This is a genomic window from Amycolatopsis sp. lyj-23 (assembly GCF_046549135.1).
In the GTDB taxonomy this organism is placed as follows: Bacteria; Actinomycetota; Actinomycetes; order Mycobacteriales; family Pseudonocardiaceae; genus Amycolatopsis.
In genome coordinates this window covers 654,822-668,914 of sequence record NZ_JAJPWN010000003.1, presented here as the reverse complement: position 1 = coordinate 668,914, position 14,093 = coordinate 654,822, and the positions used below count along the sequence as shown (strand labels likewise).

Here is a 14,093-nt window from a genome sequence, read left to right as displayed (position 1 = left end):
AGTTACAGCGGTGTTTACAGCAGCGCGCGAGTGTCGCGTCCGAAGCACACGGTGAGCGAGGATGCGTCCATGAACGCCACCCCGCCGCGGCTGCCCCCGTCCGGTCGACGCGCGAGGAAGGCGGCGACCAGCCGGATCACCCGTCCGGGCGCCCGATTCGACGGATATCTCTCGCCCGAGCGGCCGCACGCCGGCGCCTACGACGAGATGTTCGCCGCCGACGGCACGGTCCGCGGCCCGTACCGGGCGCTGTACGAGTCGATCGCGGCCCTCGACGCGCACGACCTGCACTCGCGGGCGCAGGCGCTGGACCGGGCGATGGTCGACCAGGGCATCACGTTCTCGCTGTCCGGCCAGGAGCGCCCGTTCCCGCTGGACCTGGTGCCGCGGGTGATCCAGGCGGCCGAGTGGGCGAAGCTCGAGCGCGGGGTCGCCCAGCGCGTCCGCGCGCTCGAGGCGTTCCTCGCCGACGTCTACGGCGACCGGCAGATCCTGCGCGACGGCGTGCTGCCGCGGCGGCTGATCACCTCGTGCGAGCACTTCCGCCGGGAGGCCTTCGGCATCACCCCGCCGAACGGCGTGCGCATCCACGTATCCGGAGTGGACCTCGTGCGTGACGAAGAGGGCACGTTCCGCGTGCTGGAGGACAACCTGCGCAACCCGTCCGGGGTGTCGTACGTGATGGAGAACCGGCGCACGATGGCGCGGGTCTTCCCGGACCTGTTCGCCCAGCACCGGGTGCGCCCGGTCGGCGACTACGCGTCGCACCTGCTGCGGGCGCTGCGCGCGGCGTCCGCGGCGAACGTCGCCGACCCGACGGTCGTCGTGCTCACCCCCGGCGTGCACAACTCGGCGTACTTCGAGCATTCGCTGCTGGCCCGGCTGATGGGCGTGGAGCTCGTCGAAGGCCGCGACATGTTCTGCCGCGACAACGTCGTCTACCTGCGGACCACCGAGGGCGAGCGCCAGGTCGACGTCATCTACCGGCGGATCGACGACGAGTTCCTCGATCCGGTGCACTACCGGCCGGACTCCGTGCTCGGCGTCGCGGGCATCCAGAACGCGGCCCGCGCGGGGAACGTGGTGATCGCGAACGCGATCGGCAACGGCGTCGGCGACGACAAGCTCGTCTACACCTACGTGCCGGAAATGGTGAAGTACTACCTGAACGAGAAGCCGCTGCTGCCCAACGTGGACACCTTCCGGTGCTGGCTGCCGGAGGAGTTCGACCACGTCATGGCCCACCTCGACGAGCTGGTCGTGAAGCCGGTCGAAGGCTCCGGCGGCTACGGGATCGTGTTCGGCCCGGAGGCGACCCCGGCGGAGCTGGCGACGCTGCGCCGCAAGGTGCGCGCGAACCGGCGCGGCTGGATCGCGCAGCCGGTGGTCCAGCTCTCGACCGTGCCGGCCAAGGTGGACGACCGGCTCGCGCCGCGGCACGTCGACCTGCGGCCCTTCGCGGTCAACGACGGCAAGGAGATCTTCGTGCTGCCCGGCGGCTTGACACGGGTGGCGCTGCCGGAGGGCAGCCTCGTCGTGAACTCCTCGCAGGGCGGCGGTTCGAAGGACACGTGGGTGCTGGCGTCCCGGGCGTCGACGGCCGAACGCGAGCTGGAGCAGCCCGCGCTCGGTGCGGTGTCCACTTTGGACGGGCTGGCCGCCGAACAGGGGCCCGAGCTGACGACGTCCCAGCAGCAGCAACAGCAACAGCAGAGTTAGGGAGGGTACGCATGCTCGCGCGCAACGCGGAGTCGCTGTACTGGATCGGCCGGTACGTCGAACGCGCCGACGACACCTCCCGCATCCTCAACGTCTCGGTCCACCAGCTGCTCGAAGACGCGACCGTCGACCCGGACCACGCGAGCCGCCAGCTGCTGGCCGTCCTGGGCATCGACCCGGCGGGCACCGAGTCGCTCGACGTGTGGAAGCTGACCGAGCTGGTGGCGTACGGGAAGGACAACCCGGCGTCGATCGTCGGCTCGATCAACTCGGCGCGCGAAAACACGCGCGGTGCCCGCGAAGTCGTCTCGACCGAGCTGTGGGAGTGCCTGAACGCGACCTGGAACGCGGTGCCGGACCGGCAGCGCTACGCCCGGCGCGCCGACCCGCACGCGTTCCTGTCGTTCGTCGAGGAGCGCGCGGCGATGTTCGCCGGGCTGGCCGACTCGACGATGAGCCGCGACGAAGGCTGGCTGTTCATGGTGCTGGGCCGCTCGATCGAACGCGCCGACATGGTGGTGCGGCTGCTGCTGTCCCGGGTCGCCGACCGCGCGTCTTCGCCCGGCTGGATCACCGTGCTGCGCTCGGCCGGCGCGCAGGACACCTACCTGCGGACGTACCGGGGTGCCTTGGACGCCGGGCGCGTCGTGCAGTTCCTGTTGCGGGACACGCTGTTCCCGCGTTCGGTGTTCCACGCGCTGCGCCAGGCCGAGGAGTGCCTGCAGCGGCTCGACCCGGGCGGCGGCTCGCGCGGCAACGAGAAGTCCGAGGCGCTGCGAGAACTCGGGCGCGCCCGCAGCGAGCTGGAGTTCCTCCGCCCCTCGGACCTGCTCCCCGACCTGCCGCGGCGGCTCGGGGCGTTGCAGACGTCGATCCGGGAGATCGGGGAAGCGGTTTCGTTGCAGTACTTCAGCACGTCCCCGTGGGTGGCGTGGAGCGGCGCGGAGGTTTCGCTGTGACGTGGCAGCTGCGCGTGGCGCACCGGACGGGCTACCGGTACGCGACCCCGGCGACGCAGTCGTACAACGAAGCCCGGCTGACCCCGCGTTCCGACCGCCGCCAGACGACGGTGGCCACGCGCATCGAGACGACCCCGGCCACCCGCGCCTACCGGTACACGGACTACTGGGGCACGGTCGTGACGTCGTTCGACCTCCACGCGCCGCACACCGAGTTCACCGTCCTCGCTACCTCCGTCGTCGAGACCGCGGACGAGGCCGAACCGATCCGGACGGCGTCGTGGAAGGACCTGCGGTCCGAGACGGTGATCGACCACCGCACCGAGTACCTGACCCCGACCGACTACACCCCGCGAGACCTCACCCTGGCCCGCGAGGCCCGGGCGCTGCGGACGGGCCTCGACCCGGCGGACGCGGTGCTCGCGGTGTGCGAGTGGGTCAACGAGCAGCTCAAGTACCAGCCGGGCACGACCGGCGTCCACTCGACGGCGACCGACGCCTGGCAGGCGCGCGAAGGCGTCTGCCAGGACTTCGCGCACGTCACGCTGGTGATGCTGCGGGCGATCGGCGTCCCGGCCCGGTACGTGTCCGGTTATCTGCACACGAACCCGGAGGGCAAGCTCGGCGAGGTGGTCGAGGGCGAGTCGCACGCCTGGGTCGACGTCTGGACCGGCGGCTGGTGGGCGTACGACCCGACGAACGCCATCCCGGTCGGCCCGCGGCACGTGTGGGTGGCGATGGGCCGGGACTACGCGGACGTGGCGCCGCTGAAGGGCATCTTCACCGGCGGCGGGCAGTCCACTTTGGACGTCTCGGTGCACCTGACGCGGCTGGCTTAGAGCAGGAAGGTCCCGCCCGCCGCCTCGGCCAGGCCGGCGCCGAAGACCGCCGCCGGCGTGTACGCGCCGGGCTTGCCTTCGCCGCGCGCGAGGCGGGCCGCGGTTTCGGCCACGACCGCCGCGGTGAAGTCCATGGCTTCGTCCGCGCGGAGCCAGCCTTCGCGTGTCGAGCCGTCGGGCCAGGCGATGACGGCACGGCCCCACGTGTGCGTGCGGGGGCGGGGTGCCGCCTTCGTCCGGACCGCGGCGAGCCGCCGGACCGCGAACCGGCGCACGGCCGGGATCGACACCAGCCGCGCGAGCAGCGGAAGCAGGGCACGGACCACCGGGGCGGTCGGGGCGAGCCCGGAGAAGACCGTGACGTCCGCCGCGCCGCTCGCGCGCCGCGCGGCGATCAGCTCACCCGAGTCGACACCCGCCACCTTCGCCGTCTCGCCGTCCGACAGGACGAGGGTGCGCGGCTTCGCCCCTCTGGCCGAGACCGCGGTCACGGCGTCGACGATGCTGGCGGCCAGCGCGGCCCCCACGGCCCCCTCTTCGGCGGCGACGGAAGCCAGCGCGTCGACCTCCACACGACTCGGCGTGTCACGCCCCTCGCACAGCTTCGCGACGACGGCTTCGGTGGCCAGCACGCCGAACCCGGCCCCGGTGACGAACGTGCTGCCGCCGGCCAGGGCCTCGTCGTGCAGGTCGAGCAGCCGCCGGACCGCGAGCGGGTCCGCGGCCATGTCGACGTAGTGGCCGCCGGGCAGGCACGCCCGCGCGATCGCCGAGGCCGTGGCGGCGTAGTCGCCGATGGTGCTGATCACGACCGCCGGCCGCTGCCGCCGGATCTCCGCCGCGATCGCCTCGACGCCGTCGGCGACGACGTACTTCGAGCCGGTCGCGGCCAGCCACTCGCGATTGCGCCCGACCAGCACGGCGGGCAGTTCGCGGGCGGCCAGCTCGGCGGTGATGGCCCGGCCGGTGCGGCCCGAAGCGCCGAGTACCCAGATCTCCATGTCGACTCCCGTGACGTCTCAGTGTGTCATCACCGAGGCTAGCACGTGATGACACACTGAGACATCAGCTAGGGTGAGCCGTGGCCAGATGGGATCCCGGAACCGCGGACCGGCTGCGGAAAGCCGCGCTGGAGCTGTACGCCGAGCACGGATACGACGCCGTGACGATCACGCAGATCGCCGAGCGCGCCGGGATCACGCGCCGCTCGTACTTCCGCTACTTCCCCGACAAGCGCGAAGTCCTCTTCGCGGGTGCGGAACAACTGCCGCCCGCGGTCGCCGAAGCCGTCCTCGCGGCCGAAGAAGGCGAGTCGCCGCTGAGCACGGCCCTCGCCGCGCTGGCCGAGGTCGGGACGCGGGTCACGCAGCTCATCGACCCGTCACCGGAACGCCGGGCGGTCATCGCGGCCACGCCCGAACTCGGCGAACGCGAGCGCAGCAAGGCGGCCGCGGTCACGACCGCAATCCGCGAAGCCCTCGAACGCCGGGGCACCGCGCCCGAGCTGGCGAAACCGGCAGCCCAGGTCGCGGCGATCATCCTCGGCGACGCCTTCGACCGCTGGATCGACACGGACGGCGCCCAGGCTTTTCCCGCCTACCTCGACGCCGCCACCGCGGCCTTCCGCGACGCCTGCGGCGTCGCTTTACCGTAAAGCGGTCAGCCGCGGGCGTGCGCGTCCAGGATGTGCGCGACGGCCTCGGTGACCTGCTGCGCGTACTCCAGGTGCAGCCACTCGTCCGGGACGTGGATGTTCGAGTCGGCCCCGCAGGCCCCGGTGACCAGGAACTGCGCGTCCGGGTACTTCTGCGAGAGCAGGCCCATGAACGGGATCGAGCCGCCCATGCCGGTCGCGCGGTGCGGCTGGCCGAAGACCTCGTCGCCGACCGTGCGCAGGGCCGTCGTCAGCCACGGCGACTCGGTCGGCGCGTTCCAGCCGTTCTCGGCCTGCGGCGAGTCCAGCGTGACCTTCGCGCCGTACGGGACGTCGGTGGTCAGGGCGTGCTTCACGACTTCGAGCGCCTTCTCGGCGTCGGCCGTCGGCGGGAGCCGGAAGCTCAGGGTGAGCGTGGTGCTCTCGCGCAGGACGTTGCCGGCGTCGGCGGGCTTCGGGAAGCCGTCGGCGCCGATCACCGACAGCGTCGGGCGCCACGCGTTGTTGAGCATCAGCTCCAGCGCGTCTTCCGTCATCACCCGCCCGCCTTCGACCAGCGGGAACGCCTTCGACAGCGCCTCCGGGAAGTCCTGCGAGACGGCCTTGAGCTCCGACAGCCGGTTCGCCGGCACGTCCACCTTGAGCTCGTCCAGCAGCAGTTCGCCGGTCGCGCTGTCCTCGAGGCGCTCGATCAGGTGACGCAGGATCCGGAACGAGCTCGCGACGACACCGCTCGCGATGCCCGAGTGCTGCGCCGACCCCAGCAGCTGCACGGTGACGTCGAGGTGCAGCATCCCGCGCAGGCTGGTGACCAGCCACAACCGCTCGTAGTCACTGCCGCCGGCGTCGAGGCAGATCACCAGCGACACCGCGCCGATGCGGTCGGCCAGGTGCTCGACGTAGGCGGGCAGGTCGGGACTGCCGGACTCCTCGCCGGTCTCCAGCAGCAGCACGATGCGGGCGTGCTCGCCGCCGGCCGCGTGCACGGCTTCGACCGCCGTGGTCGCCGCGTAGCCCGAGTAGCCGTCGTCGACGGACCCGCGGCCGTACAGCCGGCCGTCGCGGATCACCGGCGTCCACGGGCCGAGGCCTTCGGACCAGCCGCCGACCGGGGGCTGCTTGTCGAGGTGGCCGTACATCAGGACGGTGCCCTTGTCCGCCGCGCCCGGGGTCGCCGGGACGTCGACGAGCAGGACGGGGGTCCGGGCTTCGAGCTGCACGATCTCGAGGGTCGCGCCGGGCAGGTCACGCCCGGCGATCCACTCGCGGACGTGCTCGACGGCGGCGGCGAGGTGCCCGCTCTTGGCCCACTCGGCGTCGAACGCCGGGGACAAGGCGGGGATCGCCACCAGCCCGGACAGGCTCGGGATGACATCGCTGGTCCAGGACGCCACTACGGATTCACGCACGGATTTCTGCTCCACATGGCCATCGTGCCACGGGGGTCCGGCAGTGCCGCACATCACAACGGTCCACCCGAGGCGGGTGATCACGCGATCACCCGGCCGCACCACGCCTGGTGAACGCGCGCGTCGATTCCCTACTCTCGTAGGTCCGATGCTCGGGCTTCCTAACGTTTTCCCTGTTCAGAGCGGGTTTCTCAGCAACAAATCAGCAACCGCGTCTGACCAAAGCGCTGACCTTCGTGCCAGGATGTCGGCGTGAACCGTCAACGCCGACGGTGACCGAGCGCTTCGGACCCGATGCGCTGGTCCCCGCCGGTGCAGTCGCTGTGGTCGCCACAAGCGGCCGCCAGAGGCACCGACACGAGGAGTACTGCGCATGCCGTCCGAACAGTGGACGCACCCGGAACCTGGAGACGGGCCGGCCGCCGTAGCGGCCCAGCCGTCGCCCGAACAGGTGATCGCCGGACTGCGAGCGACCAGCGAAGGTGGCGCTGAGCTGACTCAGCTGCTCACCCCCGAAGGCGAACGGGTTCCGTCGCCCCAGTTCGACAAGTACGTCGACGACGTCGACGCCGAAGCACTCCGCGGCCTGTACCGCGACATGGTGCTCGTCCGGCGGGCCGACCGCGAGGCGAATGCCATGCAGCGCCAGGGCCAGCTCGGCATCTGGGTCCCGCTGCTCGGCCAGGAGGCGGCGCAGATCGGCTCCGGCCGCGCCCTCAAGGCGAACGACATGGCGTTCCCGAGCTACCGCGAACACGGCGTCGCGTACGCGCGCGGGGTCGACATGAAGGACCTGCTGGGCATCTTCCGCTGCACCGACCACAGCGGCTGGGACTACCAGGGCCACGGCTTCCACCCGTACACCATCGTGATCGGCAACCAGGTGCTCAACGCCGCCGGGTACGCGATGGGCCAGAAGTTCGAAGGCAAGGTCGGCGACGACGACGGCGAAGCTACGATCTGCTACTTCGGTGACGGCGCCACTTCGCAGGGCGATGTCCACGAAGGATTCGTTTGGGCCGCCGTCTACGACGCGCCGCTCGTGTTCTTCTGCCAGAACAACCAGTGGGCGATCTCCGAGCCGACCGAGCGCCAGTCGCGCCTGCCGCTGTACCAGCGCGCCCGCGGCTACGGCTTCCCCGGCATCCGCGTCGACGGCAACGACGTCCTGGCCTGCCTCGCGGTGTCCCGCTGGGCGCTCGACGAGTGCCGCCACGGCAACGGACCCGTCCTGATCGAGGCGTTCACCTACCGGATGGACGCGCACACGACGACCGACGACCCGACCCGCTACCGCCTCTCCGACGAGCTGGAGGAGTGGAAGCTCAAGGACCCGATCGAGCGCGTCCGCGCGTACCTGGCCCGCAACGGCCACGCCGACCAGGCGTTCTTCGACAGCGTCCAGGCCGAGGCCGACGCGTTCGCCGCGGACCTGCGCGAGTACACGTTCAACATGCCGGAGCCGCCGCCGGAGCGGATCTTCAGCAACGTCTACGCCGAGGGCAACCCGGTGCTGGACGCGCAGCGCGAAGAGTTCCTGTCCTACCTCGACGGCTTCGCCACGGCGGGTGAGCACTGATGAGCGACCTCCAGAAACTCACCATCGGCAAGGCCCTCAACCTCGGCCTGCGCCGGGCCATGGAAGAGGACCCCAAGGTCCTGATCATGGGCGAGGACGTCGGCAAGCTCGGCGGCGTCTTCCGGATCACCGACGGCCTGCAGAAGGACTTCGGCGAGCAGCGCGTGCTGGACACTCCGCTCGCGGAGTCCGGCATCATCGGCACCGCGGTCGGCCTGGCCGTGCGCGGCTTCCGGCCGGTCTGCGAGATCCAGTTCGAGGGCTTCATCTTCCCCGGCTTCGACCAGATCTCCTCGCAGCTGGCGAAGCTGCACTACCGGACGCAGGGCAAGATCAAGATGCCGGTCGTGATCCGCGTGCCGTTCGGCGGCGGGATCGGCGCGGTCGAGCACCACTCGGAGTCGCCGGAGTCGCTCTTCGCGCACATCCCGGGCCTCAAGGTCGTCTCGATCTCCAACGCCGTCGACGCCTACTGGGGCATCCAGCAGGCGGTCAAGTCCGACGACCCGGTGCTGTTCTTCGAGCCGAAGCGGCTGTACCACTCGGGTGCGCTGCGGGCCGAAATCGACGTCGCCGGGACGCCGTCCGAGGTGTTCTCCTCGCAGGTCGTCCGCGAAGGCACGACGGCGACGGTCGTCGCGTACGGCCCGTCGGTGAAGGTCGCCCTCGACGCGGCCGCCGCGGCCGAGGACGAAGGCAAGTCCCTCGAGGTCATCGACCTGCGCACGCTCTCGCCGCTGGACCTCGGCCCGGTGTTCGAGTCGGTGCGCAAGACCGGACGGCTGATCGCGCTGTCGGAAGCGCCGTCGGAGTCGTCGCTGACGTCGGAGATCGCCGCGCGCGTCCAGCAGGAGTGCTTCTACTCGCTGGAAGCGCCCGTCCTCCGGGTGACCGGGTTCGACACGCCGTACCCGCCGGCCAAGCTCGAGGAGCACTACCTCCCCGACCTGGACCGGGTGCTGCACGCCGTCGACCGCTCGCTCGCCTGGTAAGGGGGATTTCCGCGCCATGCCCACGTACAAACAATTCCCCCTGGCCGACACGGCGGAGGGGCTGACCGAAGCCGACATCCTGTCCTGGCACGTCAAGCCGGGCGACACCGTGACGGTGAACCAGATCGTGGTCGAGATCGAGACCGCGAAGGCCGCCGTCGAGCTGCCGATCCCGTGGGCCGGGGTCGTCACGGAACTGCACGTCGAGCCGGGCCAGACGGTGGAGGTCGGCACGCCGATCCTCACCATCGACGTCGACCCCGGTGGTGCTTCGGCCACTCCGGAACCGGCTGTGGAACCAGCCGAAGAAGAGATGAAACCGCTGGTCGGGTACGGCTCGAAGACAGTGGTCACGCAGCGGCGCGCCCGCAAGGGTGCCGAACCCGTTCCGGTTGCCGCGGTCGCCACCCCGGCGGTGACACCTGCTCCGGTGGCACCTCGCGGCGGATACGTCCCGCTGGCGAAGCCGCCGGTTCGGAAGCTGGCAAAAGACCTCGGCGTCGACCTCCACTCCTTGACCGGAAGCGCGGACGGCGGCGTCATCACCCGCGAAGACGTCGAGCGCGCCGCCAACGGAACTCCGGTCATCACACCCGTGGTGGACAGCGGGTCCCGCGAGCGGCGCGTGCCGATCAAGGGCGTCCGGAAGATGACCGCGGCGGCGATGGTGCAGAGCGCGTACACCGCTCCGCACGTCACGGAGTTCCTGACCATCGACGTCACGCCGATGATGGAGTTCCGCGAGAAGCTCAAGAAGTCGCGTGAGTTCGCCGGGGTCAAGGTCACGCCGCTGACCTTCGCCGCGAAGGCCGTGTGCCTGGCGGCGAAGCGGACCCCGGACGTCAACGCGGTCTGGGACGAGCAGGCGCAGGAGATCGTCTACAAGGACTACGTGCACCTCGGCATCGCGGCGGCGACTCCGCGCGGCCTGATCGTGCCGAAGGTCCGCGACGCCGACTCGATGTCGCTGAAGGAGCTGGCCCAGGCGCTGACCACGCTGACCGACGTCGCCCGCGAGGGCAAGACGTCGCCGGCCGACATGGCGAACGGCACGTTCACGATCACCAACGTGGGCGTGTTCGGCGTCGACACCGGCACGCCGATCATCAACCCGGGCGAGTCCGCGATCCTGTGCCTCGGCGCGATCAAGGACCAGCCGTGGGTGGTCGACGGCGAGATCAAGGTCCGCAAGGTGCTCCAGCTGTCGCTGAGCTTCGACCACCGCGTGGTCGACGGCCAGCAGGGCTCGGAGTTCCTGGCCGACGTCGGCGCGCTGCTGGCCGACCCGGCGATGGCCATGACGTACTGAGTTTCCGCAGGTAGAGGGCCGTCCCGGGGTACCGGGGCGGCCCTCTCCGGTTTCGCCGTCGGCATATTCATTTGACGGAGTGAGCACTCACTCCGCACACTGGTGGCATGACCCCAGCTTCCGAAACCCGGCGAAGAGCGCCGAGCATGAGCCCCGAAGACCGGCGCGCCATGATCGTGCACGCGGTGCTGCCGCTCCTGATGGAGCACGGCACGGCGGTCACGACCAGCCAGATCGCCCGGGCCGCCGGCATCGGCGAGGGCACCATCTTCCGCGCGTTCAAGGACAAGGACGAGCTGTTCGACGCCTGCACCGCCGAGGTGCTGCGCCCCGACCACGTCCTCGACGCGATCGCCGAGATCCCCATCGAACAGCCCCTGGAAGACCGGCTCGTCGAGGCCGCCGAAGCGCTCGGCGCGCACTTCGAGCGGATGGGCGCGCTGATGGGCGCCCTGCACGCGACCGGACGGCACAAGCAGCGCGACCCCGAGCAGCGCCTGAAGAACCGCACCATGAAGGGCGGCCGCAGCGAGTCGATGAGCGCCATGCGCGCCGCGATCACCGAGCTGTTCGAGCCCGAGAAGGACCAGCTGCGGCTGCCCCCCGAGCAGCTGGCCGCGTTGTTCCTCACCCTGTTGTTCGGCGGACGGCGGATGGCGCCGGACGACAACGCCGCCACCACGCGCCAGGTGGTCGACGTCTTCCTGCACGGCGCCGTGGAGGCCAAGTGATCCCGGGCGGTGGGGGCGGCATGGAGTTCATGCTGGCCCGGCGCGGAAGACGACGGCACGCCGTCACGGTGCCGGAAAGCGGGCTGACCGGGCCCGTCGACATCCCCGAACCGAAGCAGGACGACCAGCCGAAGGACCTGCGCTCCCGGCTGAGCCGGGCGAAGACGTCCGTGGCGGGCACGGTCCGCGGCCTGCCCAAGGTCGTCAAGCTGACCTGGCAGGCCAGCCCGGTCCTGACGATCCTGCTGGCGCTGATCACGCTGCTGTCCGGCCTGCTGCCGACGGTGACCGCGTACATCGCGAAGCTGCTGCTCGACTCCGTCGTCGCGGCGATCCAGCACAAGGGCACCACGGGCGACATCGTGAACGTCGCGCTGTTCCAGTTCGGCGTGCTGGCCGCGACCGCGATCAGCAGCGCGCTGACGTCGATCGCGCAGTCGCTGCTGCAGGAACGCATGACGCTGACCATCCGGCACCAGGTGATGGCGCACGCGAGCGAACTGCACCTGGCGTACTTCGAGGGTTCGGCGTCCTACGACATGCTGCGCCAGGCCGCGCAGGAGGCGCCGACGCGGCCGCTGTCGATGATGAACTCCGCGCTGGGGCTCGTGCGGACGCTGATCACGTTCGGCAGCATGATCGCGCTGCTCGTCTCGATCAGCCCGCTGCTGGCGCTGGTCGCGCTGGTGGCGCCGATCCCGGCGTTCATCTCGCAGTCCAAGTACGGCTCGCGCGCCTTCTGGCTGACGTTCCTGATGTCGCCGATCAAGCGGCGGATGGACTACCTGTCGTCGCTGGTCACGACGGACACCTACGCCAAGGAGACGAAGCTGTTCGGGCTCGGCCCGTACTTCGTCGACCGGTTCCGCCGGCTCGGCACGGTTTCCTACGAGCGGCAGCGGAAGCTCACGATCAACCGCAACGTCAGCTCGACGGCCTGGGGGCTGCTGAGCACGTTCGCGGGCTCGGCGATCGCGCTGTACATCGCGCTGGAGGCGGTCGGCGGCCGGCTCACCCTGGGTGACCTGGCGCTGTACACGGCCGCGGCGACGTCCGTGCAGACGTCGGTGTCCGGGCTGTTCACGGCGTTCTCGGGAATGTACGAGAACAACCTGTACCTCGATACGCTGTACCGCTTCCTGGACACGAAGCCGGAGATCACCGCACCCGTTTCGCCGCGGCCGATGCCGTCCACTGTGGAGGGTCACATCGAGTTCGACTCGGTGACGTTCGCGTACCCGGGCTCGGAGGAGCCGGCGCTGGAGGACGTCAGCTTCGAGATCCGCCCGGGCGAGACGGTGGCGGTCGTGGGCCGCAACGGCGCGGGCAAGTCGACGCTGTTCAAGCTCCTCTGCCGGCTGTACGACCCGACGGCGGGCCGCATCCTGCTCGACGGCGTCGACATCCGCGAGTACGACCCGGACGAACTGCGCACGCGGATCAGCGCGATGTTCCAGGACTACGTGACGTACCAGGGAACGGCGGCGGAGAACATCGGCTTGGGCGACCTGACCCGCCTGGAAGACCGCCCGCACATCGAGGACTCGGCCCGCCGGGCGGGCGCGGACGAGCGCATCGAGCGGCTGCCGTCCGGCTACGACAGCCCGCTGGGAAGGTGGTTCGACCAGGGTGTCTCCCTGTCCGGCGGCGAGTGGCAGAAGATCGCGCTGGCCCGGGCGTTCCAGCGGGAGGCGCCGATCTTGATCCTCGACGAGCCGACGTCCGCGTTGGACGCGCAGGCCGAGCACGACCTGTTCTCGCGCCTGCGTTCGCTGTCCGAAGGGCGCACGACGCTGTACATCTCGCACCGGTTCTCGACCGTGCGGCAGGCGGAGCGGATCCTCCTGCTGGACCACGGAAAGGTCGCGGAGTACGGCACGCACGAGGAGCTGATGGCGGCGAAGGCGGGGTACGCGGAGTTGTTCACGCTGCAGGCGCAGGCGTACCTGGACGAGGTCCCGAGCTAAGGGACGAGCACGACCTTGCCGGTACCTTCGCGGCTCTCGACGCGCGCGTGCGCGGCGGCGACGTCGGCGAGGGGGTAGGCCCGGTCGAGCACGGGGGTCAGCGTGCCGTCCGCGACGAGGCCGAGCGCCTCGGCGCGGACGGCCGCGACCCGCTTCCCGTAGGCGTCCGGCCCACCGAAGCCGATCAGGGTCAACCCGCGCGGAATGAGGTCGGCGACCGAGAAGACCGGCAATTCGCCGCTGAGCATGCCGAAGGCGAGGATCCGGCCGAAGAAGGCGAGTTTGGCGGTGAGCTCGGCGGCGCGCGGGCCGCCGATCGCCTCGAAGACGACGTCGATCCCTTCGGGCACCTGCTGCCGCCAGTCCGGATCGTCGTGGTCGATGTCGGCTTTGCCCTGGCCGGCGGTCGCCACGACTCGAGCGCCGTTCCGCTCGGCCAGCCGGGCCAGGTAGCCACCGATGGCCCCGGAGACGGCCTCGACCAGCACGGTTTCCCCGGCTTTCACGTTCGCGGCGTCCATCAGACCGAGCGCCACGGAGGCCGGAACGGCAGCGGCGACGGCCTGTTCGGCGGTGATGCCGTCGGGCACGAGGCTGTACTGGCTCGCGGCGACGACCTCGGCGTACGCGCCCCCGGTGAAGGACATGGTGACGACTCTTTTGCCCAGCAGGGCGGGATCGTCGGCGTCGAGGACGATCCCGGCGGCCTCGTGCCCGAAGACCGCCGGCGCCGGACCGGCCGGGATCTGCCCGGATCGCATCTGCGTCTCGTAGAACGGCACCGCGATCGCCTCGGTCCGGATGAGCACGTCGCCGGAGTTCCGCGTCGGTTCCGGCCGGTCCTCGAGTTCGAGCACTTCCGGACCACCCGTGCCGTGCTGCACCACTGCTCGCATGACTCTCCCCTAAATGGACCGTCGGTCAACTTACGATCG

12 protein-coding genes are annotated in these 14,093 nt (G+C 70.6%); 9 read left to right on the top strand and 3 right to left on the bottom strand.

The window, feature by feature from the left end; translation table 11 throughout:
* Window positions 1-69: 69 nt before the first annotated feature.
* From ACLJPY_RS09240 to ACLJPY_RS09230, 3 genes are read left to right on the top strand one after another with little or no spacing between them, the layout of a single operon-like run.
* Window positions 70-1,719 (top strand): circularly permuted type 2 ATP-grasp protein, encoded by a 1,650-nt coding sequence (locus ACLJPY_RS09240; RefSeq protein WP_410587579.1) that lies wholly within the window; start codon window positions 70-72, stop codon window positions 1,717-1,719.
* A gap of 11 nt (window positions 1,720-1,730) precedes the next feature.
* Window positions 1,731-2,678, top strand: coding sequence for an alpha-E domain-containing protein (locus tag ACLJPY_RS09235; RefSeq protein WP_410587578.1), 948 nt, complete (start codon window positions 1,731-1,733; stop codon window positions 2,676-2,678).
* Complete coding sequence (locus ACLJPY_RS09230) at window positions 2,675-3,517, top strand: transglutaminase family protein (RefSeq protein ID WP_410587577.1); 843 nt, start codon at window positions 2,675-2,677, stop codon at window positions 3,515-3,517. Before ACLJPY_RS09235 ends, ACLJPY_RS09230 begins: the two co-directional genes overlap by 4 nt.
* Here the strand turns inward: ACLJPY_RS09230 and ACLJPY_RS09225 are convergent.
* On the bottom strand, window positions 3,514-4,518 hold the full coding sequence (locus ACLJPY_RS09225; RefSeq protein ID WP_410587576.1) for a hypothetical protein: 1,005 nt from the start codon (window positions 4,516-4,518) through the stop codon (window positions 3,514-3,516). The genes ACLJPY_RS09230 and ACLJPY_RS09225 overlap by 4 nt on opposite strands.
* Window positions 4,519-4,598: 80 nt before the next feature.
* Here ACLJPY_RS09225 and ACLJPY_RS09220 point away from each other — a divergent pair, with 80 nt between their 5' ends.
* Window positions 4,599-5,171: a TetR/AcrR family transcriptional regulator gene (locus tag ACLJPY_RS09220; RefSeq protein ID WP_410587575.1), complete on the top strand. Its 573-nt coding sequence runs from the start codon at window positions 4,599-4,601 to the stop codon at window positions 5,169-5,171.
* A gap of 5 nt (window positions 5,172-5,176) precedes the next feature.
* On the opposite strand, the gene ACLJPY_RS09215 is transcribed toward ACLJPY_RS09220, so the two are convergent.
* Window positions 5,177-6,595, bottom strand: coding sequence for a M20/M25/M40 family metallo-hydrolase (locus tag ACLJPY_RS09215; protein WP_410587574.1), 1,419 nt, complete (start codon window positions 6,593-6,595; stop codon window positions 5,177-5,179).
* Window positions 6,596-6,953: 358 nt separating this feature from the next.
* Here ACLJPY_RS09215 and pdhA point away from each other — a divergent pair, with 358 nt between their 5' ends.
* From pdhA to ACLJPY_RS09190, 5 genes are all read left to right on the top strand, one after another.
* Window positions 6,954-8,159 (top strand): pyruvate dehydrogenase (acetyl-transferring) E1 component subunit alpha, encoded by a 1,206-nt coding sequence (gene pdhA, locus ACLJPY_RS09210; protein ID WP_410587573.1) that lies wholly within the window; start codon window positions 6,954-6,956, stop codon window positions 8,157-8,159.
* Entirely contained in the window at window positions 8,159-9,151 is a 993-nt protein-coding gene (locus ACLJPY_RS09205; RefSeq protein WP_410587572.1) for an alpha-ketoacid dehydrogenase subunit beta, read from the top strand. The genes pdhA and ACLJPY_RS09205 overlap by 1 nt, the downstream gene beginning before the upstream one ends.
* Before the next feature lie 16 nt (window positions 9,152-9,167).
* Window positions 9,168-10,460: a dihydrolipoamide acetyltransferase family protein gene (locus ACLJPY_RS09200; protein ID WP_410587571.1), complete on the top strand. Its 1,293-nt coding sequence runs from the start codon at window positions 9,168-9,170 to the stop codon at window positions 10,458-10,460.
* A 146-nt stretch (window positions 10,461-10,606) separates the two neighbouring features.
* Window positions 10,607-11,191 carry a TetR/AcrR family transcriptional regulator gene (locus ACLJPY_RS09195; protein ID WP_410587636.1) on the top strand — a complete coding sequence of 195 codons (585 nt, stop codon included), beginning with the start codon at window positions 10,607-10,609 and terminating at the stop codon, window positions 11,189-11,191.
* A 20-nt stretch (window positions 11,192-11,211) separates the two neighbouring features.
* Complete coding sequence (locus tag ACLJPY_RS09190) at window positions 11,212-13,158, top strand: ABC transporter ATP-binding protein (protein WP_410587570.1); 1,947 nt, start codon at window positions 11,212-11,214, stop codon at window positions 13,156-13,158.
* On the opposite strand, the gene ACLJPY_RS09185 is transcribed toward ACLJPY_RS09190, so the two are convergent.
* Window positions 13,155-14,054, bottom strand: a complete 900-nt coding sequence (locus tag ACLJPY_RS09185) for a quinone oxidoreductase family protein (protein ID WP_410587569.1) — start codon at window positions 14,052-14,054, stop codon at window positions 13,155-13,157. The two genes, ACLJPY_RS09190 and ACLJPY_RS09185, sit on opposite strands and share 4 nt — an antisense overlap.
* Window positions 14,055-14,093: the final 39 nt, after the last annotated feature.